The organism is Stutzerimonas sp., assembly GCF_982611455.1.
Genome location: NZ_CEXBBO010000018.1, coordinates 48,390 through 74,661 on the forward strand (window position 1 = coordinate 48,390; position 26,272 = coordinate 74,661).

The following is a 26,272-nucleotide window of genomic DNA, read 5'->3' on the forward strand; positions in this document are numbered from 1 at the left end:
ATCATGATGCAGACAGTAGACGTACCTAGGGAAGGGAGCAGCGCCGAACAGGGTACCGTCAGCACGGCCAGCGCGCCGAGCCAGGTGCGTTCGCGGTATCTGCTGTCCTTGTTTGCCGGCCTGGCCGGCGCACTGGCGTTGTACTGTCTGACGCTGTTAGCGCTGGACCGAACCGGCAACCTGCCACCGCCCGCGTTCTCGAATATCTCGTGCGCCGACGAGAAGCTCAGCTTCATGCGCGACAACCCGATCCAATCGCCGAATCTGCTGATAATTGGTTCTTCCGTGGCCTGGCGCCACGTGGACGGTCATGTGCTGACCCAGGCCATGCCCGAAGTTCGTCCTATGAATGGCGCTTTCTGCGGGCTATTCGCCAACCAGTCAACCTACGTGGGGCATTGGCTGCTCGATCGCGAGCCAACTATCCGCAGCGTCGTGATGATTGCCGATCCCCAGGATTTTGCTGGTTGCTGGCGCGTGCCCACAGCCGTGTTCAACCGCGAGCACGTAGATCCCTATGTCTACGAAAACGCTTCACCCTGGGGCCACTACATGCGTTATTTCTCACCGAAGTCGCTGTTGCGCAACGCGCTGACGGTAAAGGCTCAGCGCGCCGGACAGATCGAATGGGATCCGCTGGTCTTCAACCGCTTCGGCGATGGTCCTTTGGATACCAGTAATACTCGTGAGCTGCTGTATGGCAGCCCGGAGCCGCTGGATCCCAGCTGTTTCGAGGCACTGCACGAGATGAGCGCGCGCCTGGCACAAGAAGGCCGTCAGCTCATGGTTGTCTCCACTCCTTTGCATCCGCAATGGAAGGAAAAATACGACCCGGACGGCACTTTTCTAGCCGACTTCGACAAGCGCATCCTGGATACCCTGAGCGTCACTGGCGGTACCTACTGGAACGCCGACAAGGACTGGCCCACACCTGTGACATCTTTCGTCGATGCGGTGCACCTGCGCTGGTCCGCCGCGCAGGAGTTTTCCGTCGCGCTGGCGGAGCAAATACGCAAAGCGGCGAACGAACCGGTTGATCCGACAACGCTGGAAACCGCTTCCGTGCCCCGTGGTTCATAAAGACCATGGCTCGCCGAAGCCATTGCGCTCGGGCTGCCCTCCGACGAAGCTATTTGGCTTTGCTGGCAGGCTATCGCCTGCATTCGCCGCGGGGCGCGCCTCCAACAAGAACGTGGTGCGGTGTGACGCTTTGCTTTGTAGGAGGGCCGCCCTCGGCGCGAAACTCTTGACGTGTCAGCAGCCTGTCACGACGCCGGCGATACCCGACCACGGCATTCACCAAAGCCGATCGAGGCATGGCCGTCGCGCCGGCAGCGTGCTTTTTCGCCGCGGGGCGCGCCTCCAACAAGAACGTGGTGCGGTGTGACGCTTTGCTTTGTAGGAGGGCCGCCCTCGGCGCGAAACTCTTGACGTGTCAGCAGCCTGTCACGACGCCGGCGATACCCGACCACGGCATTCACCAAAGCCGATCGAGGCATAGCCGTCGCGTCGGCAGCGTGCTTTGAGGATGATCTCGTCCCCATCCTCCAAGAAGGTGCGCGTCTCGCCGCTGGGCAATTCCAGGGGTTGTTTGCCGCCCTGGGTAATCTCCAACAAGCTACCGAGGCTGTCGGGACTGTTGCCGGACAAAGTACCGGAACCGAGCAAGTCACCCGATTGCAGGCTGCAGCCGTTGACGCTGTGGTGCGCGACCATTTGTGCCACGGTCCAATACATGTTGCGGGTACTGCTTAGCGCGATGCGCTGCGCCGGCAAGCCCTTGTCGCGCATGGCCCCGGTTAGCAGCAGCACTTCCAGTTCGATATCCAGCGCGCCCTGCTGCTGATCCTGCTCGTCGTAGAGATACGGCAACGGTTGTGGATCGCCTTCGGGGCGTGCCGGCTGGGCGCAACGAAAGGGCTCAAGCGCTTCCGGTGTCACTACCCAGGGCGACACGCTGGTGGCGAAACTCTTGGACAGAAACGGGCCCAGCGGCTGGTACTCCCATGCCTGCAAATCGCGTGCGGACCAGTCATTGAGCAGACAGAAGCCCGCGACATGGCTGCTCGCCTCGCCGATGGCAATCGCCTCCCCGCGCGCGTTGCCTTCACCGATCCAGATACCCAACTCCAGTTCATAATCCAGCCGCTTGCTCGGGCCGAAGCTCGGTTCGCTGGCGCCCGGCGGCAGGGTCTGGCCGTTGGGGCGTTTCACCGTCGCACCGGAGACGTCGATGGTCGACGCTCGGCCGTGATAGCCGATAGGCACGTACTTGTAGTTGGGCAACAGCGGATTATCCGGACGGAACAGCTTGCCGACATTGTTGCCGTGGTGAATGCCGACGTAGAAATCCGTGTAGTCGCCCACTTTGGCCGGCATCTGCATCTGGCAGCGATTCATCGGCTGCAGCAGCGATTCACCCATGCCTTGCAGACGCCCGCGTTCTGCGCTGCCTTCGCCGAGCAGGTCCTGCAGCGCGCCACGTAGCGCTTTGCGAGCCGATGCGCCGAGGGCAAAGAAATTATTGAGACTGCTGCCGCTGGCGGCTTTCGCCGCGTCCAGTGCCTGGCCGTCGAACAGGCCGGCGTCGCAGGCAGCGTTCAGGTCGAGGATGAAATCGCCAACGGCAACACCACCGCGCGACTCGCCGCCGTCACGGCTGAACACGCCCAGCGGCAGATTGGCGAGGGAAAAGTCCGAATGGCCGTTGGCCGACTCGACCCAACTGCGAAGTTCTGTTTGTTCAGTCATATCATCTCTCATTCTTGTCGAAGGTCTTGGCCAGGCCGGCCCAGCAGCTATCGTAGTCGCTCTGTAGCAGCGGGCTTTCCAGCGCCTGACGGGTGGGGCGAAGCACCTGGCCGGTTTCGAACATGAAGGCCATGGTGTTCTCGATCTTGTGCGGTTTGAGTTCGGCCTTGATCGCCTGTTCGGTCGAAACATGATCCGGCCCGTGCGCGCTCATGCAGTTGTGCAGCGAGGCGCCGCCGGGCGAGAAGCCGTCAGCCTTGGCATCGTAGGCACCGTCAATCAGGCCCATGAATTCGTTCATCAGGTTGCGGTGGAACCACGGCGGACGGAATGTGTTTTCCGCCACCATCCAGCGCGGTGGGAAAATCACGAAATCGATGTTGGCCATGCCGTGAACGGCACTTGGCGAGGTCAGTACGGTGAATATCGACGGATCGGTATGGTCGAAGCTGACCGTGCCGATGGTGTTGAAGCGGCGCAGGTCGTACTTATAAGGCACGTTGTTGCCATGCCAGGCGACCACGTCCAGCGGCGAGTGATCCAGTTCAGTCGACCAGAGTTCGCCGAGGAACTTCTGTACCAGTTGCACCGGCTCGTCGCGCTCTTCGAAATGCGCAACCGGCGCAAGGAAATCGCGCGGATTGGCCAGGCCATTGCTGCCGATCGGGCCGAGATCCGGTAAGCGCAGCGAGCAGCCATGATTCTCGCAAACGTAGCCGCTTGCCGTCGCTTCCAGCAGCTCGACACGAAAGCGCATCCCGCGCGGGATTACAGCGATCTCCAGCGGCGCGACTTCAAGCACGCCCAGCTCGGTGACCAACTTCAATGCGCCCTGCTGCGGCACGAGCAGCAGCTCGCCATCGGCGTTGAAGAACACCCGCTCCATCGACTGGTTCGCCGCGTAGCGGTAGATGCTCGCCCCTGTCGGCTGGCCGGGCTCGGCATTGGCCGCTACACAGATCAAGCCATCGAGGAAATCGGTTGCGGTCTCGGGGAACGGTTCCGGGTTCCAGCGCAGCCGGTTGGGCGTGACCGGCCCCAACTCGCTGTCGAGCTGCCGGTCCATGCGCTGGTACTGGCCGTGATTGGCCGAAGGGCGGATGCGGTACAGCCAGGTCCGCCGCGCTTCACTGCGCGGCACGGTGAACGCGGTGCCGGAGAGCAATTCGGTGTAGAGCCCGTACGGGACTTTCTGCGGTGAGTTCTGGCCGACCGGTAGCGCACCGGGCAAGGCCTCGCTGCTGAATTGGTTGCCGAAGCCGGAAAGGTATCGAGAGGTTTCGCCTGTTTGTTCTTGTGGTTGCATAGCTGTTTCCCACTTAGCGTAATTCGTTTACGCAAAAAGTAATTTGAACTCACCTAGGCGTCAAGCTATAAACAGCGCCTCCCAGGCAGGCAGTAAAAAACAGGCGATTAATTCATGGCAGATAACCAAGCGGACACGGCGCCCCGCCGACAGAAAGTGCAGGCCGCCGAAGTAGGTACGGACATCCTCACGGCGCTGGCCGAACTGGCCCCCGCGACATCGCTGTCGCGCCTGGCCGAACACGTCGGCATGCCCGCCAGCAAAGTCCACCGTTACCTGCAGGCCCTGATCGCCAGCGGCTTCGCCGAGCAGGATTCGCTGACCAACCATTACGGATTGGGCCGCGCCGCCTTGTTCGTCGGCCTCGCGGCGCTGGGGCGACTGGACGTGGTCAAACTGGCCACCCCACACCTGGCGCAACTGCGCGATGAACTCAACGAAACCTGCTTTCTCGCCGTATGGGGCAACCGCGGCCCGGCCGTCGTGCATGTCGAGCAGGCGGTGCGCGCCGTGACGCTGGTAACCCAGGTCGGCTCGGTGCTGCCACTGCTGGGCTCATCGACAGGCCTGGTCTTCAACGCCTTCATGCCAAACGCAGAAACCGCCGAGCTGCGCGAAGAAGAACTGCAACTACCCTCAGCCCCCTCCTCCGATGCCCTGCTCGCCACAATGAGCGAACTGCAACGCACCCACATTCAACACGTGCACGGCCTGCTGATGGCCGGCGTCAACGCCCTGTCCGCCCCGCTATTTAGCGGCGATAAACGATTGGCGGGTGTCATCACGATAGTCGGTGCCGAACCCGGCTTCATGGCCGAAGCGGACGGTGAGGCGGCGCTGAAACTGCTGGAAGTAGCACGCAAGATCAGCGCGAGGATGGGAGCACCACACAGCTCGTAAGCTAATGAGCTAAAGCATCGTTCTGCGCCATAGCTGCGCTTGCGGGCAGGCGGTATGAAAGCAGGTACTCCTGCGTATCTCCGCTCACTCTGAAAACAAAAGCCCAGCGCAAAAGCTGGGCTCATTTAGCTAGACGGAATCAAGGCAAGGGATTGCCAAGCCCCGGCTCGTTCGGGTCGATATCCGGCCGGCTGCTGCCAGGACGTTCCACGTCTGGTGCGCTCCCGGGTCGCTCAGGACGCTGTGTGTCGTTGCCGGAACCTGGCTGGACGTCCGGATTATCCGTGATGAAGTCAGGCTCAGGAGAATGGCCGGGGTTTTGATTTTGCCCCGGTACGGGCTGCTGGTCATGGAGCCTGTCGAGCGGATCGATACTCATGAATCACCTCCAGTTGAGCCGTGGGTGGCTCTAGGATTCGAGAGCAGTTCTGGCTGTTTAGTGCTGGCCGCATGTCGCTTGGCGGTAACTGCGACTACGGTGTACGAGAGTAGATTACGCCAACAGTACTGCTGGCTTGTACGCAGCGGCTCATTTATAAAAACGGACTAACCATGCAGTTTGAAACCTGGCTCGTTTTCCTCGTTGCATCAATGGGTCTTTCGTTATCTCCAGGCCCAAACGGGTTGCTTGCCCTCACCCATGGCGCAATGCATGGTCGCCACAAGACCTTGTTCACCATATTTGGCGGCGCCTTGGGCTTCGTTGTCGTCATAGCGCTTTGTATGTTCGGCATTGGCGCCTTGATCAGATCCTCCGTCCACTGGCTTACGGCGCTCAAATGGATCGGCGGTCTCTATCTCGTCTGGCTCGGCATCCAACTCTGGCGGTCACCTGCGATCCCAGTCACGATCGGTAGCGCTCCCCTCGAAGCGAAAGGCTGGTCACTTTTCCGTCAAGGTCTGCTTTCGGCGACGACAAACCCCAAGGTGTTGCTGTTCTTTAGCGCTTTTCTTCCGCAATTCATCGACCCACACCGCAGCTTGGTGCAACAGTTTGCCGTAGTGGCCGTCACGTTCGCCGGCACCGAAATCCTCACTGAATATGTACTAGCAAGTGCGGCAAACCGGATCAGCCCGTGGCTAGCGCGTGTCGGTCGGCGCTTCAATCAAGCATGCGGGGGCGTCTTCATTGCAATAGGAGCCGCCCTTCCACTGCGTATGTGAAGAGCTGTACGGAAACGGTCGTCATCCGACGCATCAATATTTTACAAGCGGCCACTCATGGCAGGCGATTTTCCGACACCCAATACAGGCCGGCATGGCCGACTACTTCGACGAAGGCCTGGTAATCGACAGGCTTCACCAAATAGCTGTTAACGCCGAGCTTGTAAGCTTCGTTGAGGTCTCGATCTTCGGCGGAAGAAGTCAGAACAACGACGGGAATCGTGGCTTTTTCCGGGTCCGACTTGATGCGCTCAAGTACACCTAGCCCGCCGATTTTTGGCAGTTTGAGGTCCAGCAGTATCAGCAGACGCGGGATATCAGGCCGATCAGCGTAGGGTCCCGAGCGGTACAGAAAATCCAGTGCCTCTGCTCCGTCGCGGAGCCAGATAATTCGATCGCCGAGATTATGCTTGGCCAAGGCTCGAATGGTTAGTTCGCCATCGCTGGAGCTGTCTTCAATTAGCAATATGCGAACGTCGTTAGAGTCCATCATCATTCCTGTCTGGCAAGCTGAAAAAGAAAGTCGCGCCCCGCTGCGGATGGCCCTCGGCCCAGACCTGACCACCATGGCGCACAATGATCCGTTTTACCGTGGCCAAGCCTATTCCAGTGCCTGGGAACTCATCATTACCATGAAGACGCTGGAACACCGCGAAAAGTTTGTCACTGTATTCCATGTCGAAACCAACGCCATTGTCCGAGACGGCGAAAACGTACTCGCCCGCACGCGTCTCAGCCCATATGCGTATGTGCGGCGCTTCGCTACCAGCACTGAACTTGACTGCATTAGCAAGCAGATTGCTCCATACCTGGCGAATTAACGACGGATCGCACTTCACCCTCGGTAACGGCCCCACGTCTAACGGCGGGATGACATCGCCAGGCACCGCGGCCAGTTCAGCGATAACTTCTTGCACGACATTGCCCATGGCAACGTCCAGCGTGGCGAGCGGCGTTCGGCCTAATCGCGAAAAAGCCAGCAAGTCATCGATCAGGCGACCCATGCTTAAGCAGTTGCGCCTGATGACATCGAACAGACGTTGACCTTCGGCGTCGAGCTGCGAGCCGTATTCCTCCAGAAGGATTCGGCTAAACCCATCGATGCCGCGCAGCGGCGCTCTTAAATCGTGAGATACGGAATAACTGAAACTCTCCAGCTCGCGGTTACTGTCCTCCAGTTGGGTCGTCCGCGCAGCGACTCTTAGCTCTAGCTCTGCGTTGAGTGAGCGCAGCGCTTCTTCGGCCTTACGGCGCTCGTTCATGTGCACGAGCAAACTGCTGTGCTTCTGTCCAAGTTCCGCATAAGCCGATTGCAGCTCGTTATGTTGCTGCTGGATTTGCGCAAGCATTTGGTTCAGCGCATCGGAAAGCAGGCCGATCTCATCTTCCCCGTGCTTCTCGGCACGCAAGCTGTAGTCCGACTTTTCGGTCACGGCTCGCGCCACTTCGACAATACCCAGCAGGGGCGCCGCAATCGCACGCTGCAGTATCGCCGCCAGGAATGCAGCGCCGAGCCAGAGAGCCGCAAACATCGCTCCCACGATAGTGGCGTAGCGCTTGAGAAACGTCGTCAGTGGCGACAGATCCGTCTTTAGATACACGAAGCCACTGGGAGCGGCTACAGCGCCGATGGGATGGACCAGTTCGAGCTGATTGCCAGTAAAGCGCTCGCCCGGATTGGGCACCTGACCGGGCAGCGCCTGAGCATCCGGTGAGTACTGGGCGAATAGCGCCCCGTCTTGCGAATAGACCGCGGCGGTCACGATATTCGGCTGGGCGGAGAGCGAGTTGAGGTTTTCGGTCGCGGCGTCTGGATCGTTGAACCGCAGCGCGGCCTCGGTATTCACAGCCAGGAGCCTGGCCAGGCTGTCGAGTTCATTAGCGACGCGATCACGCGCGGTGCCGGCCTCGTAGCCGATGATTACCAGCGCCGCGCCGACGAGGGAAACCGTACTCGCCAGGAGTATCGCCGCTGCAAGCTTGGTGCCGATGGGTAGATTGCGAAAAAAGCGCTTCATGCTACTGCTTCACCTCGGCAAGAGACAGCAGCCGGGAACTGATCGTGAGCTGATGACGTTGAGCCTGGGCCAGGTTGATGAACAATTTGACCCGACCTTCGCGCATCCCCAGCGAGATGATACCTCCAGCTTTTTCGAACTCCGGCCCCTGCCCCACGGTGAGCACGACACTGTCGGCAAGGACATGCAGGTCCTGTCGAAGTGCATCGGGTGTGGATCGATGAATAAAGGCGATGTGGCAGTTGAGCGCCGCGCTGGCCAACTCCATACGGTGCAGGATCAGCGGCCGCTTGCTGGCAGGCCGAGCTTTAAGCAGGTGATCGATACGATCACCGAAAGGGTCATCGCCCACCAGACAGATTCGTACAGGGGCATCGGCAGCGAGTCCGGCCTCGGGCGGCCATTCGACATAATCAGCGAAGTTGAGCAGGAACGCCGCTTTCAAATCATATTCTTGCGCCGATTGAGCAAGCGCGAAACCGGTTAGCGATACCGATGCGAACACGGCAAACGCACTGAACAAGGCGCGCGCCCAAGATTGACGAGGCGGTAATAACATCAGATTAGAACCGGTGCGTCGCGCGGACGTACATGGCGCGCTCGATTTCAGCGCCGATATCGGCAAATTCGCGATGTTGCGAGTCCAGCAGGTTCTGGCCGACCAGACTGACCGTCCATTCGGGTCGCGGCGTCCAACCCAAGCGCAGATCCAGCTCGGTGTATGCGTCTATACCGGACGCTTCGAGACTGTCCACATGGCGCAAAACGCCATCCAACGCCCAGGCTTCGTTCACATCGAATCGCGAAAAAATGCTCGCTTGATGTTGAGGCGACGAATCTTCAGACGCCTCAGAGCCAGCCATCTCCGGCGGAGCGGAAAGGTTCATTTCCATGAAGCTATACGCGACGTCCAGCCGCCAGGACGGGCTCACCTGCCAACGCGTTGCCAGCTCGGTGCCCCAGGCGTGGCCGTCCACGCCGTTCGCAAAGGTGGCAGGAATGACGAATTGGCCGTTGCCATCGATGAATGCCGCACCGAATTGCGTGCCGAGCAATTCGTCGTATTCATGCATGAACAGGGTGAGATCAACGAATAGATTGGTGGCTGGAGAAACGCGATAACCCACCTCATAGGCCGTTAGCTCCTCTGCTTGGAGTGAGGAGTTACCAGAAACCACGGTCCGGGCAGTACCACCTGGGAGGGGGACAACGACCTGAAAACGCGAATCCGTATAGGCCCTGCTGGGTGTGGAAACCGCCCGTGAAACCGAACCCCAGAGGGTATGCTGGTCATTCGGTGTCCAGCTGAGCTGAGCCGAAGGCTGAAATTCAACGCCGGTGTAGTCGTTATGTTCAAGCTTGGTTCCGAGCGTGAATGAAAAGGACTCGGTCAGCTCGATCGTGTCTTGCACAAACGCGTTGACAACTTCGGTGGTACGCTCGTCCGGCTCGAATGCAACCGTGAAGCTATTAGCGAACGAGTCGCGTATATGCCGATAACCCGCGCCCCAGACCAATTGGTGCCGGTCCGCCAGCTTCAACCTATGCTGGAAATCCAGGTCGAAGGTAAAGACTTCTTCTTCGATTTGCAGAGGCCGCGCCTCGTACCAATCCACATAGGTCTGAAGAGACATCTCGTTGTCGACCGACTGGGTAGACGTCCAGCGGCCGAGCAGGTTACCTCCACGTGCGCGGTTCTCGATAAGCACTGGCTGGTTATACGGCGGAGTTGGTGACGAGACTACCGGAAAGAGCCGACCCACCTCGCCCTGATATAAATCGCCCTGCAGGGTAAATTTTTCGCTGCTTTGTGCCGCCCAATCGGTTCTGAAGCCAGCGCGTTCCTGTGTCCACTCATCGCCCCCATCGCTTGAGCCGATGCGCGAATCATCACGACGCGAGTGCTTTGTATATGCCCGATAACTTCCGGTTTCGCCAATGTTGTCGCCCCAGCGGGCAGAGGCGGACTGGTATTCATTGCCGGCCGTCACTGACGCCACGCCGCCATGCGTATCGTGCGCCGACTTGGTTATTACATTAATCACACCGTTTACGGCATTGGCGCCCCACTGCGCCGCACCCGGTCCGCGGATCACTTCGATGCGCTGGATATCGGGAAGAAAAACATCCTGAACGTCCCAGTTGACGCCCCCGTGCACCGGCGTATAAACGGTGCGGCCATCGATCAAGACCAGCAGCTTATTGGCGAACTCACCATTGAATCCCCTGCTCGTAATCGCCCACCGACGGCTGTCGATTCGCGCTACGTGAAGACCTGGCACCAGGCGCAAAGCCTCCGGAATGCTGGTGGCGCCAGATCGGATAATGTCCTGAGCGGATAGGACAAAAATGGCTGCCGCGACGCCGGACAAGGGCTCCGGCCGCCGGGATGCGGACGTGACCTCGACGGCTGCCAATTCTTCGAGCGACATGTCGAGCAGGTGCGACGGCGCCTCTTGCGCGAAGGAGTGTCCCGCCAATAGTGCTGCGCTGACAGATACCACGACTGCCAGACGGCAGGACTTGTTGTAGATAGGCAATTGTTTTCCTGCCCTGAACGCCTGCGAGCGAGCTGCTCGGATGCATATATGAAAGAGGATTCGACGCGGTTCGTGCCGGTTACAAATTCAGCGGCAATCGTACCGTGAAAACAGTGCCTTCAGCGTGCGTACTCTGGACGCTGACCGTGCCGCCATGAGCTTGCGCGCCCGCACGCACCATCGTGAGTCCCAAGCCCCAACCGGCGAGGCCTTGATTGCGTTGAGACGAAGCTCTACGAAACGGCTCGAACAGGTCGGCCTGGTCCTCGTATGGTATCGGCTCACCCTCGTTGTGGACGCGAAGCATGGCTTCGGCCCCTTGGGCCTCGATGACTATCGTGATCGGGCTGACCGAATCCCCATGTTTAAGGGCGTTGCCCAATAGATTTTCCAGTATTCGCCGGACCAATCGGCAATCCCAGCGGCCCTCTACCTCGACCGGCGCGTGTAACCGATAACGGTCACCGTGCAAAACCACCATTTCATCAATGACCGCCTGGGCCGTATCGCGCAAGCCGCACTGCACCAACGTAAGCGGAAGGCGGCCACCTGCACGAACCAGATCGGCGTCGAGCAAGGTCTGAATCATGCCATCGACCCGGTCAATATTCTGGATGATTCGGCTATGCAACGTGGCGGCCATCGCCTCACCGCGATCTCGGCGCATCAACAGTTCGGTGCTCAGCTTTACCGCCGTAAGCGGCGTGCGCATGTCGTGAGAAAGGGTTGCGTTGAACAGCTCTCTGAGCTCCCGCTCTTCTCGCAGTTTGGCCTCGGTCGCCGTGCGCTCGGTTATATCGCGCCCAGCGCAGGCAATCGCGAACACCGCTCCATCGGCCCCAATTACGGGCGTAAGGATATATTCGTGATAATGAGTGACTCCATCGGCAGCTGGAAATGAGCTTTCGTTGCGAACGGTTTTACCCTGCATCGCGTCATTGATACCCGCCTCAAGCCTGGCGATGACCTCAGCCGGCAAGTTCAAATCCTCGATTCGCTTGCCAACAACGCTATCGAGGTCGGTATCCCAGCCGATAAGCGCCGCCTGATTGGCGTAGGTCAGGCGGCGGTCTGCATTGATCAGAATCATCAGGTCGGGTACCGCAGACAGCAGCGTGTCGAAGGTCTTCGCTTGATAGATCACCCGCTCCGCCAGGCGACGACGCTCACGCTCCGATTCAGCTCTGACACGCCGATCGTCTCGTTGATCCAGCGCGCGCCTTACCGATTCACCCAACCGTGCCAACCGATCCTTCAACAGATAATCGGTGGCGCCTTCGCGCATTAATTCGACCGCCAGCTCCTCCCCGATCGCACCGGAAACGATTATGAACGGAACGTCCAAACCGGCCTCGTTCAGACAGGCAAGCGCCCGTACACCGTTGAACTGCGGCAATTGATAATCCGCAATGATGAGGTCGAGGTCTGGCCTGAGTTGCGCGACGAATTCCGCTTCGGTCTGCACGCGAACCCAGGCAGGCTCGAAACCTGCACGGCGGAGCTCCCGAATCTCCAGCTCAGCGTCAACTGGGTTATCCTCCAACATGAGGACGTTCAAAGGAGCGAGCATCCGATACTCCTGGTTATCAGCGATAAAATGTTGGCGGCAGTTTTAATCGAGCCGTACTGCAACCTGCAAGTAGTAGTTCCGTTGGCCTTTAACTTCGCCGCAACGCCATCGTTTACGCATAGCCGTGGTCAGAGACTGTATGGCTAAACGTACCTGGATTGTTCTGTGTCAGTTAACGGAGTTCAAATGCGGCAACGGAGCATAAGGGAAGTCCGATGACGAGTAAAACAACCTCACCCTTTCTCCATCAGGCTTGGTTAGAAACATCAGTGGGGCTTTTTGTTGTTGACGCCGAGCTCTCATGTCTTTCGGCCAATCCGGCCGCGCTTGCAATGGCGAGATATGGTTTGGACGAGTTAAAAGGGCAGCCGCTGTTGGAGATCCTTGAAATTCGGGATTCGGCAGGCAACGTCGAGGGAGCCGAGCTGCTCAGGCAGCACCTTCAGGATGCGGACCTTGGCTCAGGTTGCGGTGCTATTCGCGACAGTGTGGGCAGTCTCCGCCAAATAACCTTCCGAGCAGTCCCGGTCGCAAACAATATGCTGCTGCTCGAAGTTTCGGAACAGCGGGCGAACGAGCAGTTATCCAGCGATAAGGTTGCAGAAAATCTCTCCATATCCGCAGTCAGATCAAGGGAGCTTCGTTTCTGTCATCTGGCTGATGGCATGCCCCAACTGGTATGGATCGCAAGCACAGACGGCGTTGTCGAGTACTACAACGCACGCGCCGTTGAATACAGCGGCTTCGAGCGTCAGGCGGATCAAAGTTGGACCTGGGAGCAGGTACTGCACCCAGACGACATGGAAAAAAGCGTGGCGGCATGGGGCGCAGCGCTTGCTACGCAACAGCCGTACGAGATCGAGCACCGTATTCGCATGGCAACCGGAATGTATCGCTGGCATTTGAGCCGAGCATTCCTGTTCACCGAACCCTCCGGAGTTTCCGGCTGGTTTGGCACGGCCACGGACATTCACGCAATGAAACTTGCCGAAGAGCTGCAACGCTCCAATGCCGCGGCGAGCGCCTATCGCCTGCAGCTCAATGAAGCGATTCGACCACTGGCGAACCCGGTGCAAATTCAGCTCGAGGCGGCTCGTCTGCTTGGCGAGCATCTGAAGGCGAACCGGGTGTTTTATGCGGAGATAAGTGTCGATGGTAGCCACGTTAACGTAGCGGCGGACTACCACGCCGGCGTCGCCAGTGCCGTCGGCTATCACCGCCTCGATGCTTTCGGGCCACGCTTGATGCGGCAGATACCATCAGGCCAAACGCTGGTGATTACGGACGTACCTTCGGACACCCGTCTTGGTCCTGATGAGCGTGCTGCTACGCTGGGCTTCGATATCTTGGCCTACGTTATCGTACCCATACTCAAGGAAGGCCGAGCCAGCGCGGTACTCGTCGCTCACCAGGCATCACCGCGCTCATGGTCCGCGAGCGAAATCGCGCGAATCGAGGAAACTGCCGAGAGAACCTGGGAGGCGGTAGAACGTGCCCGTGCTGAAGAAGCCCGTCACTTAGCCAATGTTCGGCTGCTTGAGAAGGACCGCCTCAAGAGCGAATACCTCGCCATGCTCGGGCACGAACTGCGCAACCCAGTCGCCGCAGTCCGCAATGCGGTCACGGTGCTTCATTCCAGACGCGACGATAGCCATGCGCTAGGCATCCTTCAACGTCAGATAGATGCCCTGAGCGTACTGGTAGACGATCTGGTCAACGTGTCCCGGGCAACCAACGGCCGGGTCTCACTGCGGCTGGCCCGCATAAACCTCGTCGAGATCGTGGCGCACTCCGTGGCGAGCGCAAAGGCTGGGCTCATTGGCGAACGGCAGATGCTGGAAGCAGCACTGCCGGCCACAGCGGTCTGGATCAACGGCGACGCGGTACGCATCGAGCAGATACTAGCCAACCTGATTGAGAACGCCGCTACCTACAGCGGTCCTGAAGGACGCATTCATGTGAGCATCGTCGTACAGGACGGCATTGCGAAACTGCAGGTAAAGGATGATGGCATCGGGTTGCAGGAGGACGAACAGACTTCGATCTTCGAACTGTTCGTTCAGGGGCACCGCGAGCTCGACCGATCACAAGGCGGCCTGGGAGTCGGGCTGACCATGGTCAAGCAGCTGACCACTATGCATGGCGGTTCCGTAGAGGCCCGAAGCGAGGGGCCCGGCCGGGGCTCTGAATTCGTCGTCTCGCTGCCCGTACTGGTAGATGCGGTAAACGGACAATCGGAACATCCAGGCAGCCCTGACGCTTTACCTGAAACGAAAAGAATCCTCGTTGTGGAAGACAGTGAGGATATTGCCGAAACCATGAAGCTGCTTCTCGAAGACCTCGGCCATGCGGTGTCCATAGCGCCAGATGGGCCGACCGCATTGTCGAAAATCGATGGGTTCCTTCCTGATGTGGTCCTTCTCGATATCGGCTTGCCTGGCATGGATGGCTACGAGATCGCACGCCGGCTTCGCCAGGCACCGCTCGGCGCAAAACTGGTGCTCGCCGCTATCACGGGATATGGCCAACAGTCCGATAAGGACCGGTCCATGGCCGCAGGGTTTGATGCACATTTCGTGAAGCCCATCAATTTTGACGAGCTCGAAAATTTTATAAATGTGGCCGAATCAAGCTAGTAGCCTGCGATCAGCCAGTGCCATCGCAGCGGATCTTCGAGATCTTGATTGTGAATCTAATGTTTGGAGGCAATGGGCTGGAATTCAGATATCCGGGTAGCCCTTACGCAGAAAGCGCTTAGCGATAACGTAATTACTTCCAGCGAAAGGGCTGCCCGCACAGCAAGTGCGCAGGTAGAACTACCGAACCGTTTGGCCCACTAGTCTTCAAAGCGACCCGAGGGGTCACGATCATGCTCGTATCGCCTCGTGAGCGGAAACGGCGGCAGCCAGGCCTCGCGACGGATGATCCAACTTTCGTAGGTGGGTATCAGTTGGTCAGGGGCATCCAGGGATCCCAGGTTCACTTCGATTTCATCTGCGGTGCGTGCGAAAACGGACGAGCCGCAGCGGGGACAGAAAAATCGTCCGGCGTAGTCACGTGTTTCGCCATCGATCGTCACCGCGGCTTGAGGGAACACTGCAGAAGCGTAAAAAAGTGCCCCGTGATGCTTGCGGCAGTCGAGACAGTGACAAAGGCCGACCCGGTATGGGAGTCCCGACGCCACAATTCGGACGTTGCCGCAAAGGCAGCCGCCTGTGAATCGGTCCATGCTGCGCCTCCTCTAAACAAGCGGATGATTCGACGCTTGGGCATTCGTTGATGGCTACCGCGAGGGCTGTCTTCCCAAGTTACGCGCCGGCGCAGCCTCGCAAACGGCGATATCGATGGTTTTGAAAAAATAGCAGTTAAACATGCAAAGCGCCGTTAACTGCCACAAGCGTCGTGATCGCCCCACCATGGACGAGTCCGCTTTCCGGATTGCTGACAATTTTCTCGCAGCAGGAAAGGCACAGCGTGAGCCCTTTGGTATCAGCGTGCTCGACGCTCATGCCAAGAACCTGACAATGGCGTAACAAGGAAAGGAAGTGCTGAGTACGCTCCAATATCAGACTATCGCTCATGCGAATTCTCGAGACCGAATCGAGCCGAGCATTTTAAGCCTCCCGGCGATATCTTCCTTATTGCTTGGGAGTTTCGATAGGCAAAGTTGGCGTAAATACCATTACCTTGAGCACATCGGAATGAAACTCGCGACGATAAAGGATTAGCACGACGCCGGCCGTTACGCCCATGAAGAACCAGGGATGAATAAACCAGGACAGCGTTGCCATGCCGAAATAGTACGCACGTAAGCCGAAGTTGAACTGGTTGGCAGCCATCGAGATTACCCGTGCTGCGCGTTCGGCGAATGACTTGCGCTCCTGGTCGCTCACGTTGCGCTCGCCCGCCATCGGTGCGGATGCAACCAGCACAGCCGCGAAATTGTACTGCCGCATGCACCAGCTGAAGGTGAAGAACGCATAAACGAAGACCACCCCTAGTCCGAGCAGCTTGATCTCGGATAGTCCTCGGCTCACTGGCTGGGCGAACGGCAGATCGGCCAACAATGACATGGCTCGGTCAGACGCTCCCAACACGGTGAGAATACCGGCCAGGATAATCAACGTGCTCGACGCGAAAAATCCTGCATTGCGCTCAAGATTGCCGATGACGTTTGCATCGGCAATCCGGTTGTCACGCAGCAGCATGCGGCGCATCCAATCCTGACGGTACAGATGCAGAACGCTGGCCAGGCAAGCGGTATCCTTGCCACGCCAACTTGCATATCGGGTATAGCCTACCCAACACAGAATGAACCAGACGACAGCAATCAGGTGCGGTAGCAGATCGCTCGGAATCGACATGAAAAACCCCTCGGTACAGGCGCCTGATTATAGCCAGTCAAATCTGACGGCCCGATTCCCAGGCGTATTTTGCTGCGGCGTCCGATCTATGTAGCGATCCGACGTGTACCGAGCAATCGGTCTACAACGAATGCGATTACCAAGGTGACCAACACCGGCACCAGCCAACCCATACTCTGGGCCGCCAGCGGCAATCCTTTAAAAAATCCCGGCACCAGATCGGTAAAGCCAGCAGCGGAGAGACCATCCGCAACGCCAAAAACAAGCGTCACCGCCATTACCGGAACGAACACCCGGCTCGACGAGATCCAGCAGCGGTCAAGCAGACTCAGCGCCACCAGCATGATTGCCAGCGGATAGAGCCCGACCAGCACCGGGACCGAAACGCTGATCAGTTGAGTGAGCCCCTGATTCGCCACAAGCAGGCTAAACAGCGTAAAAACGATCACCACGGTGCGATAACTGACTGGGAGGAGACTGCCGAAAAACTCTCCGCAAGCGGTAGTCAGCCCCACCGCAGTCGTCAGGCAGGCCAGGGTAATGACCACAGCCAACAACAGGCTGCCCGTAACGCCGAACGTGTGCTGCACGTAGGTAGTCAGGATCTGCACTCCGTTCTGCGCATCGCCTGCAATACTTTGGCTGGTGGCCCCGAGATAGAAAAGGGCCAGGTAAACGAGCGATAGCCCGATAGCTGCAATCGCTCCAGCGATCATCGAATAGCGCGTTACCAAGGCGGGTTCCGACACACCCCGATCACGAATGGCCGTCGCAATCACGATACCGAACACCAACGCGCCAAGGGTATCCATGGTCAGATAACCTTCGAGAAACCCCTTGAGCAGGGGATCGTTGCGGTAGCTTTCGGCGGTAGCACCCACTTCACCGGCCGGTGCGAAGAGCGCTGCCCCGCCCAAAACCAGCAAGGCCGCAAGCAGTACAGGGGTGATGAATTTACCGATCCGGTTGACCAGCTGGCCGGGATTGAGCACTAGAAACAAAGTCGCAGCGAAGAACAGCGCGGTATAAACGAGCAAAGGAATTGCGGAGTTGCCGGTGAACGGTGCCACGCCCATTTCGAACGAAACCACAGCAGTACGAGGCGTGGCGAAGAGTGGCCCGATCGCGAGATACACGGCAACCGCCAGAAGCGTTCCAGCACCGCGGCCAAGAGGTGCCGTCAACCGATCCATGCCACCGCCGACTCTTGCCAGCGCAACCACGGTGAGCAATGGCAAGCCGACTCCTGTCAGAAGAAAGCCAGCCGCCGCGGGCCAGATAGATTCTCCCGCAGCCAATCCGGCGCTAGGAGGAAAGATAATATTACCGGCGCCAAGGAACAGCGCGAATGTCATGAATCCAAGGGCCAGCAGATCCAGGCCTTTCAAGCGAGTCATCGGTTTTTCACCACTGCAGCAAAGTTCTGGTACGACGAACGCACCCAAGTGTTTTCCGGTAGCTGGCGCCAATATCAAGCGCGCCTATTACGAGCGCCGTTAGGTCGCGCGCAAATAAAAATGCCAGTCAGATTACCTGACTGGCATTTTGTATCGCAGGGGCCGAATCAGCTCTGCTTAACTTCCCAACCGGTCAATTCCGCAAGCGCCTTGCCGATATCGGCAAGGGAGCGGACGGTCTTGACGCCGGCATCCTGCAACGCGGCGAACTTCTCGTCAGCAGTACCCTTGCCGCCTGAGATGATCGCACCGGCATGGCCCATACGCTTACCGGCAGGCGCAGTCACGCCAGCGATATAGGAAACCACTGGCTTGGTGACGTTGGCCTTGATAAAGGCTGCAGCTTCCTCCTCAGCGGAACCACCGATTTCGCCGATCATCACGATCGCTTCGGTCTGCGGGTCTTCCTGGAACAGCGTGAGGATGTCGATGAAGGTCGATCCCGGGATCGGGTCGCCACCGATACCCACGCAGGTAGACTGGCCGAAACCGGCGTCTGTGGTCTGCTTGACCGCTTCGTAGGTGAGCGTACCGGAACGCGAGACGATACCGACCTTACCAGGCAAATGAATGTGACCTGGCTGGATACCGATCTTGCACTCACCGGGAGTAATCACGCCGGGGCAGTTCGGGCCGATCAGACGCACACCCAACTCGTCGCACTTGATCTTCACTTCGAGCATGTCGAGGGTCGGGATACCCTCGGTGATGCAGACGATCAGTTTGATGCCACCGAACGCGGCTTCAAGGATCGAATCCTTACAGAACGGCGCAGGCACGTAGATGACCGAGGCTTCAGCGCCAGTCGCCTCTACGGCTTCCTTGACGGTGTTGAACACCGGCAGGCCGAGATGAGTCGTGCCGCCTTTGCCCGGCGTCACGCCACCGACCATCTTGGTGCCGTATTCGATGGCCTGTTCGGAGTGAAAGGTACCCTGCGAGCCGGTAAAGCCCTGGCAGATAACCTTGGTGTCTTTGTTGATCAGGACGCTCATTATTTGCCCTCCGCGGCTTTGACGACTTGAATGGCCGCATCGGTCAGGCTGGTCGCACCGATGATGTTCAGACCACTTTCACCCAGCATCTTCGCGCCAAGCTCGGCGTTGTTGCCTTCCAGGCGAACGACTACCGGCACCTTTACGCCGACTTCCTTGACCGCGCCGATGATGCCTTCAGCAATCATGTCGCAACGGACGATCCCACCGAAGATGTTCACCAGAACAGCGGCGACGTTTTCATCGGAAAGAATGATTTTGAACGCTTCGGTAACCCGTTCCTCGGTAGCACCGCCACCTACGTCGAGGAAGTTGGCCGGCTTGCCGCCGTGCAGATTGACGATGTCCATGGTGCCCATGGCCAGGCCCGCGCCGTTGACCATGCAACCGATGTTGCCGTCCAAGGCCACATAGTTCAGTTCCCACTTGGCCGCATGGGCTTCGCGCGGGTCATCTTGCGACGGATCCTGCATGCCGCGCAGCTTGGGCTGGCGGTAGATGGCGTTGCTGTCGATATTGAGCTTGGCATCCAGGCAGTGCAGGTTGCCGTCCTTCTTGATCACCAGCGGGTTGACTTCCAGCAGAGCCAAATCGTAATCGACGAAGAGCTTGCCCAGCCCTACGAAAATATGAACGAACTGCTTGACCTGATCACCCTTCAGACCCAGCTGGAATGCTAGCTCGCGACCTTGAAAAGGCTGCGCGCCCACCAGCGGATCGATGGTGGCCTTGAGGATTTTCTCGGGCGTGTCGTGAGCGACCTTTTCGATGTCTACGCCACCTTCGGTGGACGCCATGAACACGATTCGGCGGGTGGCTCGATCGACCACAGCGCCCAGGTACAGCTCCTTGTCGATGTCGGTGCAGGCTTCTACGAGAATTCTGCTTACCGGCTGGCCGTTGGCGTCGGTCTGGTAAGTCACCAGACGTTTGTCCAGCCACTGCTCGGCAAAAGCACGGGCTTCGTCCTTGCTACGCACCAGCTTCACGCCACCCGCCTTGCCGCGACCGCCGGCATGCACCTGGGCTTTGACCACCCACTCGGTACCACCAATGTGATCGCAGGCTTCTGCCGCTTCCTTGGGGCTATCGACCGCGTAACCTTTGGAAACTGGCAATCCGTACTCGGCAAACAGTTGCTTACCCTGATATTCGTGAAGATTCATCTTAGCTACCGTTCGGTTTGATGTGCATCAGACGTTGCATGTATGCCGCGTCGCCTCAAGTCGCTGAAAACTATCGAGGATACCTTTCAAGGACCTGTCATACTTTGCAGTGAAGGTATTTGACGACTTGCGAGCCTTCCGAAGAAACACCGCAAGTCGTCTTCTACATCGGCGCTGTTAGCGCTTCTTGCGGTTAGCAATATGAATGGCGTGACCATTCACTGCCAATGCTGCTTCATGCAGCGCTTCGGACATGGTCGGATGCGAGAAGACCATCATGCCGAGGTCTTCGGCGCTAGTGCCGAACTCCATGCCGATAGCACCCTGCTGAACCAGTTCGGCTGCAGCCGGACCCATGACGTGAACACCCAAAACACGGTCGGTCTTGGCATCGGCAATCACCTTGACCAGACCGGCGGTGTCGTTAGCCGCCATCGCACGGCCGCTCGCAGCGAACGGGAAGGTGCCCACATTGATCTCTACGCCTTCGCCCTTGAGCGCCTGCTCGGTCTTGCCGACCCACGCGATTTCCGGATGGGTATAGATGACCGACGGAACCAGGTCGTAGTTCATTTGCGACTTATGACCGGCGATACGCTCGGCCACCATCACGCCCTCTTCCGAGGCCTTGTGCGCCAGCATGGCGCCGCGTACCACGTCACCGATGGCGTAGACGCCTGGGACGCTGGTTGCACAATAGTCGTCAACGAAGATGAAGCCACGTTCGTCCATGTCGACGCCGGCATCGGCAGCGAGCAGGTCCGTGGTAACCGGGCGACGGCCAACCGCAACGATCAGTTTGTCGAAGGTCTGCTGCTGCTCGCCTTCGGCATTGGTGAAGTTGACGGTGACTTGGTCGCCTTTCACTTCAGAACCGGTGACGCGAGCGCCCAGCAGGATTTTCAGACCCTGCTTGGTGAGGACCTTGAAGGCCTCCTTGGAGATCTGCTCATCAGCGGCAGGCAGAAATTTATCCATCGCTTCCAGCACGGTTACTTCTGCGCCCAGGCGAGCCCATACCGAGCCCAACTCCAGACCGATAACGCCTGCACCGATTACGCCCAACTTGGCCGGAACGTTCTGAAAATCCAGCGCGCCGGTTGAATCGACGATGACGTTTTGATCGACTGGCGCTGGCGGGATGTCCACCGGCTTGGAGCCCGAAGCCAGAATGACGCTCTCTGCAGCCAGCGTTTCGGTACTGCCGTCGAGCTTTGTGACTTCGACCTGCTTGCCGCTGAGCAGCTTGCCGTGGCCTTCGAAGACGGTCACGCCGTTGGCCTTCAGCAGGCCCGCAACGCCGCCGGTGAGGTTCTTAACGATCTGATCCTTGCGGGCCACCATGGTCGGTACGTCCATGGCCACTTCACCAGTGCTGATGCCGTGAACCTTGAAGCTCTCGTGGGCTTCATGGAACTTGTAGGAGCTGTCCAGCAGCGCCTTGGACGGGATGCAACCAACGTTCAGGCAGGTGCCGCCGAGGGCGGTCTTGCCTTCCTTGCCCTGATATTTTTCGATACAGGCGGTCTTCAGGCCCAGCTGCGCAGCGCGAATGGCTGCTACATAACCACCGGGGCCGGCACCGATGACGACGACGTCGAATTTCTGGCTCATTACGAATCCTCTTTAAGGCAGCTTTAGGCTGCAGGCTACAGGCTGCAGGCCCAAGCGTTACCACCTGCGGCCTGTCGCCTGCTGCCTGTAGCGCTTTATCAGATGTCCAGCAGCAGGCGGGCCGGATCTTCCAGCAGGTTCTTGATGGTCACCAGGAAGCTGACCGCTTCCTTGCCGTCGATCAGGCGGTGATCGTAGGACAGAGCCAGGTACATCATCGGCCGGATGACCACCTGACCGTTGATGGCCATCGGACGCTGCAGGATGTTGTGCATCCCCAGGATGGCGGCTTGCGGCGGGTTGACGATCGGGGTCGACATCATCGAACCGAAAGTACCACCATTGGTGATGGTGAAGGTGCCCCCAGTCATTTCGTCGATCGACAGCTTACCGTCGCGGGCCTTCTTACCGAAGGTGGCGATGCCGCTTTCGACTTCGGCCAGATTCATCAGTTCGGCATTGCGCAGGACCGGCACGACCAGACCACGGTCGCTGGAGACGGCGACGCCGATGTCCTGATAGCCGTGGTAGACGATGTCGGTGCCGTCGATCGAGGCATTGACTGCCGGGAAGCGCTTCAGCGCCTCGACGGAAGCCTTGACGAAAAAAGACATGAAGCCCAGGCGCACACCGTTGTGGGTCTTTTCGAACAGGTCCTTGTACTTCGAACGCAACGCCATGACTTCAGTCATGTCGACCTCGTTGAAGGTGGTCAGCATCGCCATGTTCGACTGTGCTTCGACCAGGCGCTCGGCAACCTTGGCGCGCAGGCGGGTCATCGGCACGCGCTTCTCGGTGCGATCACCGGCAGCAACGACAGGTGCAGCGGCAGCGTTAGCAGCAGGCTTGGCTGCAGCCGGGGCTGACTTCTTGGCTTCGATAGCGGCGACCAGGTCTTCCTTGGTCACGCGACCGTCCTTGCCAGTACCTTTGACGCTGTTCGGGTCGATACCGTTCTCTTCAGCCAGCTTGCGCGCAGCAGGCGCGAGGATGGCGTCTTCGCCGCCGGCAGCCGGAGCAGAAGCGGAAGCCGGTGCGGAAGTTTCTGCAGGCGCGGCAGCAGGAGCGGCCGAAGCAGTAGCGCCAGCCTCCAGCTTGCCGAGCAGCTCGCCGCTGAGCACGGTATCGCCTTCGTTCTTGACGATTTCGGTCAGTACGCCATCCGCTTCGGCCAGTACTTCCATCACGACCTTGTCGGTCTCGATGTCGACGATCAGCTCGTCGCGCTTGACCGCTTCGCCCGGCTGCTTGTGCCAGGTGGCAACGGTGCCGTCAGCAACCGATTCCGGAAATTGGGGGGCTTTGATCTCGATAGCCATTAGCTGGGGTCCTATTTGATTCGGTTTCTACATCGAGGCCGCGGTTTTCGCGGCCTCTTGCAAGAATGGATTAAACGGTGAACGCGTCCTGCAGCAGCTTTTCTTGCTGCTCCGCGTGCATGGAGGCGTAACCGACCGCAGGCGCAGCAGAGGCTTCACGGCCCGCGTATTGCAGGAACAGCTCCTTCTTGTGCGCAACGGCAACGCGACGCATGTGGTGCTGGCTGCAGTACCACGCGCCCTGGTTCATCGGCTCTTCCTGACACCAGACGATGCTCTTGAGATTCTGGTAAGGCGCGAGCACCTCGGCCAGATCATCTTCCGGGAACGGGTATAGCTGCTCGAGACGAATGATCGCGATATCTTCGCGGCCTTCATTGCGGCGCTTGTCCAGCAGATCGTAGTAGACCTTACCGCTGCACATGACCAAACGTTCGACCTTGCTCGGCTCGATCTGATCAATTTCCGGGATCACAGTCAGGAACGAGCCCTGAGTCAACTCCTCCAACGTCGACGTCGCCAGCTTGTGGCGCAGCAGCGACTTCGGCGTCAGGGCTACCAGCGGCTTGCGCAGCGGGCGGATCGCCTGGCGACGAAGCATGTGATAGACCTGCGCCGGCGTAGTCGGCACGCAAACCTGAATGTTGTGCTCGGCGCAAAGCTGCAGGTAGCGCTCCAGACGAGCGGATGAATGCTCAGGCCCCTGCCCTTCATAGCCGTGCGGAAGCAGCATAGTCAGACCGCAAAGGCGACCCCACTTGTGCTCGCCACTGGTAATGAACTGGTCGATGACGACCTGTGCACCGTTGGCGAAGTCACCGAATTGAGCTTCCCAGACCACCAGCGCATTCGGCATGGTGGTGGCATAGCCGTATTCGAACGCAAGCACGGCTTCTTCCGACAAGAAGGAGTCGTACAGATCGAAGCGCGGCTGCCCTTCGTACAGATGCTGCAGCGGGATATAGGTATTGCCATCCTTCTGGTTGTGCAGCGCCGCATGGCGGTGTGAGAAGGTACCGCGACCAACATCCTGACCGCTGATGCGCACCGGATGACCTTCGAACAACAAGGTGGCATAAGCCAATGTCTCGGCGTAGCCCCAGTTGATCGCCAGCGCACCAGCACCCATTTTTTGACGGTCTTCGAGAATCTTCGAAACCTGACGCTGAACAACAAAACCTTCGGGGGTGGCCAACATTTTGTTGGACAGCTCCTGCAGGGCTTTCAGGTCGAAACGCGTGTCATGACGGGCAGTCCAGGCGTGGCCCAGATAAGGACGCCAATCGACGAAAAGCTCTTTGTTCGGCTCTTTGACCAAGCTTTTAACCACGTGCAAACCGTTGTCCAGCGCGGTGCGGTATTCGTCGACCTTTGCCTGCACCTGCGCGTCTTCCAGCACCTTCGACTGAATCAGCGAATCGGCATACAGCTCACGGGTGGTGCGCTGCTTGGCGATCTTCTGATACATCAGCGGCTGAGTACCGCTCGGCTCGTCGGCCTCGTTGTGACCGCGGCGACGGTAGCAGATCAGGTCAATGACGATGTCACGCTTGAACTGCATGCGATAATCGACGGCAAGCTGAGTGACGAACAGAACAGCTTCCGGATCATCCGCGTTCACATGGAAGATCGGGGCCTGAATCATCTTCGCAACGTCGGTCGCGTACTCAGTGGAGCGGGCGTCTTCCTGCTTGTTGGTAGTGAAGCCGACCTGGTTGTTGATCACGATACGGATGGTGCCGCCAGTTCGATAGGCTCGAGTCTGGGACATCTGGAAAGTCTCCATGACCACGCCCTGCCCCGCGACCGCGGCGTCGCCGTGGATAGTCACCGGAAGGACCTTGTCACCAACCACATCACAACGACGATCCTGACGAGCACGAACGGAGCCTTCGACCACTGGAGAAACGATTTCCAGGTGGGATGGGTTGAACGCCATTGCCAGATGAATTTCACCGCCCGACGTCATCACGTTCGACGAGAACCCCTGGTGATACTTGACGTCACCGGAGCTGAGGCCCTCGACCTTCTTGCCTTCGAACTCGTCGAAGAGGTCGCGCGGGTTCTTGCCGAAGGTATTGACCAGTACGTTGAGACGACCGCGGTGGGCCATGCCGATAACGATTTCTTTGGTGCCGTAAGAGCCGGACCGCTGAATGATCTCGTCCAGTAGCGGAATCAAGCTCTCGCCGCCTTCAAGGCCGAAGCGCTTGGTTCCCGGATACTTGGTACCCAGGTACTTTTCAAGGCCCTCGGCAGCGGTCAGTCGCTCGAGCAGATGGCTTCTGATTTCCGGCGAGAAGGCTGGGCGCCCACGGACGCTTTCCAGACGCTGTAGGAACCAGTTGCGTTGCTCGGAATCGACGATATGGGTGAATTCGGCACCGATGGTGCGGCAGTACGTCTCTTGCAACGCCTGCTGGATTTCGCGCAAGGTTGCTTGATCCTTGCCCATGGCAAGATCGCCAGTACGGAAAACCGTATCCAGGTCTGCATCGGTCAAGCCGTAGTGATTGATTGACAGATCAGCCGGCGCCGTGCGCTCCTGCAAGCCAAGCGGATCGAGCTGCGCGGCCTGATGGCCACGCATCCGATAGGCCTGAATCAGACGCAGGACTTCGACCTGCTTCTTCTCGTGTTCGCTACTTACACTGCCTGCGGAAACAGGCTGGGCGCGACGCTGGTTCTTGGCCAACAGGACAAAGTGATCGCGGATTGTCGAGTGCGATACATCTGCCGCAGTGCCACCGCTGACGGGCAACTTCTGGAAGTAGGTGCGCCACTCTTCGGGCACAGCGTTGGGATCGTGCAGGTAGAGCTCGTATAGCTCTTCCACATAGGCAGCATTACCACCGGATAGGTGGGCACTGTCCCACATGCGCTGCATTACGCTTTCTTGCATGTCTGGTCACCTTCGATAAGGAGACACCACCAGCGTGGAGACCGCAGCATGACTTCCCAAGTTCTGAAGCAGCGACCAGGTAAAGCCACCACGGACCGCGCAGATAGTTTCCGAGAACCACCCCGGATGCTCCTGCTGGTCATCAAATTTTCAGAGTGAAATCTCGACTTTGTGAGCTGAGATTCCTACTAAAACTACGGCGCCGA

At 58.7% G+C, this 26,272-nt stretch carries 20 protein-coding genes and 1 pseudogene; 4 read left to right on the forward strand and 17 right to left on the reverse strand.

Annotation, left to right across the window (positions count from 1 at the left end):
• Positions 1 to 3 precede the first annotated feature (3 nt).
• The gene (locus AC2LD7_RS12565) at positions 4 to 1,080 is read left to right on the forward strand and encodes a hypothetical protein (protein ID WP_484598072.1); all 1,077 of its coding nucleotides are present in this window, start codon (positions 4 to 6) and stop codon (positions 1,078 to 1,080) included.
• 366 nt (positions 1,081 to 1,446) lie between these two features.
• On the opposite strand, the gene fahA is transcribed toward AC2LD7_RS12565, so the two are convergent.
• Together fahA and hmgA are read right to left on the reverse strand one after the other, a co-directional pair.
• Positions 1,447 to 2,751 (reverse strand): fumarylacetoacetase, encoded by a 1,305-nt coding sequence (gene fahA / locus AC2LD7_RS12570; RefSeq protein ID WP_484598073.1) that lies wholly within the window; start codon positions 2,749 to 2,751, stop codon positions 1,447 to 1,449.
• 1 nt (position 2,752) lies between these two features.
• Positions 2,753 to 4,057, reverse strand: a complete 1,305-nt coding sequence (gene hmgA / locus AC2LD7_RS12575) for a homogentisate 1,2-dioxygenase (protein ID WP_484598074.1) — start codon at positions 4,055 to 4,057, stop codon at positions 2,753 to 2,755.
• Between the two features lie 114 nt (positions 4,058 to 4,171).
• Between hmgA and AC2LD7_RS12580 the strand changes: the two genes are divergently transcribed.
• Positions 4,172 to 4,957 (forward strand): IclR family transcriptional regulator, encoded by a 786-nt coding sequence (locus AC2LD7_RS12580; RefSeq protein WP_484598075.1) that lies wholly within the window; start codon positions 4,172 to 4,174, stop codon positions 4,955 to 4,957.
• A gap of 139 nt (positions 4,958 to 5,096) precedes the next feature.
• Here AC2LD7_RS12580 and AC2LD7_RS12585 read toward each other — a convergent pair whose 3' ends face one another.
• The gene (locus AC2LD7_RS12585) at positions 5,097 to 5,336 is read right to left on the reverse strand and encodes a hypothetical protein (protein WP_484598076.1); all 240 of its coding nucleotides are present in this window, start codon (positions 5,334 to 5,336) and stop codon (positions 5,097 to 5,099) included.
• Between the two features lie 173 nt (positions 5,337 to 5,509).
• Between AC2LD7_RS12585 and AC2LD7_RS12590 the strand changes: the two genes are divergently transcribed.
• On the forward strand, positions 5,510 to 6,121 hold the full coding sequence (locus tag AC2LD7_RS12590) for a LysE family translocator (protein ID WP_484598077.1): 612 nt from the start codon (positions 5,510 to 5,512) through the stop codon (positions 6,119 to 6,121).
• A 55-nt stretch (positions 6,122 to 6,176) separates the two neighbouring features.
• Here the strand turns inward: AC2LD7_RS12590 and AC2LD7_RS12595 are convergent, their stop codons facing one another.
• From AC2LD7_RS12595 to AC2LD7_RS12615, 5 genes are all read right to left on the reverse strand, one after another.
• A complete protein-coding gene (locus AC2LD7_RS12595; protein WP_484598078.1) occupies positions 6,177 to 6,611 on the reverse strand; it encodes a response regulator in 435 nt (144 codons plus the stop codon).
• Complete coding sequence (locus AC2LD7_RS12600) at positions 6,601 to 8,139, reverse strand: sensor histidine kinase, YfiR-like protein-associated (protein WP_484598079.1); 1,539 nt, start codon at positions 8,137 to 8,139, stop codon at positions 6,601 to 6,603. Before AC2LD7_RS12600 ends, AC2LD7_RS12595 begins: the two co-directional genes overlap by 11 nt.
• A gap of 1 nt (position 8,140) precedes the next feature.
• Entirely contained in the window at positions 8,141 to 8,764 is a 624-nt protein-coding gene (locus AC2LD7_RS12605) for a YfiR family protein (protein ID WP_484598080.1), read from the reverse strand.
• Positions 8,703 to 10,679, reverse strand: coding sequence for a TOL_0244 family TonB-dependent receptor (locus tag AC2LD7_RS12610; RefSeq protein ID WP_484598081.1), 1,977 nt, complete (start codon positions 10,677 to 10,679; stop codon positions 8,703 to 8,705). Before AC2LD7_RS12610 ends, AC2LD7_RS12605 begins: the two co-directional genes overlap by 62 nt.
• A gap of 79 nt (positions 10,680 to 10,758) precedes the next feature.
• Positions 10,759 to 12,249 carry a sensor histidine kinase gene (locus tag AC2LD7_RS12615; protein ID WP_484598082.1) on the reverse strand — a complete coding sequence of 497 codons (1,491 nt, stop codon included), beginning with the start codon at positions 12,247 to 12,249 and terminating at the stop codon, positions 10,759 to 10,761.
• A 215-nt stretch (positions 12,250 to 12,464) separates the two neighbouring features.
• Between AC2LD7_RS12615 and AC2LD7_RS12620 the strand changes: the two genes are divergently transcribed.
• Entirely contained in the window at positions 12,465 to 14,885 is a 2,421-nt protein-coding gene (locus tag AC2LD7_RS12620; protein WP_484598083.1) for a hybrid sensor histidine kinase/response regulator, read from the forward strand.
• A gap of 200 nt (positions 14,886 to 15,085) precedes the next feature.
• Here AC2LD7_RS12620 and AC2LD7_RS12625 read toward each other — a convergent pair whose 3' ends face one another.
• From AC2LD7_RS12625 to AC2LD7_RS12665, 9 genes and pseudogenes are all read right to left on the reverse strand, one after another.
• A complete protein-coding gene (locus AC2LD7_RS12625) occupies positions 15,086 to 15,478 on the reverse strand; it encodes a GFA family protein (RefSeq protein ID WP_484598084.1) in 393 nt (130 codons plus the stop codon).
• A 163-nt stretch (positions 15,479 to 15,641) separates the two neighbouring features.
• Positions 15,642 to 15,830 (reverse strand): annotated as a pseudogene (locus AC2LD7_RS12630) (thioesterase); the annotation flags it as partial.
• A gap of 57 nt (positions 15,831 to 15,887) precedes the next feature.
• The gene (locus AC2LD7_RS12635) at positions 15,888 to 16,613 is read right to left on the reverse strand and encodes a DUF599 domain-containing protein (RefSeq protein WP_484598085.1); all 726 of its coding nucleotides are present in this window, start codon (positions 16,611 to 16,613) and stop codon (positions 15,888 to 15,890) included.
• 86 nt (positions 16,614 to 16,699) lie between these two features.
• Positions 16,700 to 18,010 (reverse strand): branched-chain amino acid transport system II carrier protein, encoded by a 1,311-nt coding sequence (brnQ, locus tag AC2LD7_RS12640; protein WP_484598086.1) that lies wholly within the window; start codon positions 18,008 to 18,010, stop codon positions 16,700 to 16,702.
• Positions 18,011 to 18,177: 167 nt separating this feature from the next.
• A complete protein-coding gene (sucD, locus tag AC2LD7_RS12645) occupies positions 18,178 to 19,065 on the reverse strand; it encodes a succinate--CoA ligase subunit alpha (protein ID WP_484598087.1) in 888 nt (295 codons plus the stop codon).
• Complete coding sequence (gene sucC / locus AC2LD7_RS12650; protein ID WP_484598088.1) at positions 19,065 to 20,231, reverse strand: ADP-forming succinate--CoA ligase subunit beta; 1,167 nt, start codon at positions 20,229 to 20,231, stop codon at positions 19,065 to 19,067. Before sucC ends, sucD begins: the two co-directional genes overlap by 1 nt.
• 177 nt (positions 20,232 to 20,408) lie before the next feature.
• Entirely contained in the window at positions 20,409 to 21,845 is a 1,437-nt protein-coding gene (lpdA, locus tag AC2LD7_RS12655) for a dihydrolipoyl dehydrogenase (RefSeq protein ID WP_484598089.1), read from the reverse strand.
• Between the two features lie 98 nt (positions 21,846 to 21,943).
• The gene (gene odhB, locus AC2LD7_RS12660) at positions 21,944 to 23,164 is read right to left on the reverse strand and encodes a 2-oxoglutarate dehydrogenase complex dihydrolipoyllysine-residue succinyltransferase (RefSeq protein WP_484598090.1); all 1,221 of its coding nucleotides are present in this window, start codon (positions 23,162 to 23,164) and stop codon (positions 21,944 to 21,946) included.
• Between the two features lie 70 nt (positions 23,165 to 23,234).
• Positions 23,235 to 26,066, reverse strand: a complete 2,832-nt coding sequence (locus AC2LD7_RS12665) for a 2-oxoglutarate dehydrogenase E1 component (protein ID WP_484598091.1) — start codon at positions 26,064 to 26,066, stop codon at positions 23,235 to 23,237.
• Positions 26,067 to 26,272 lie beyond the last annotated feature (206 nt).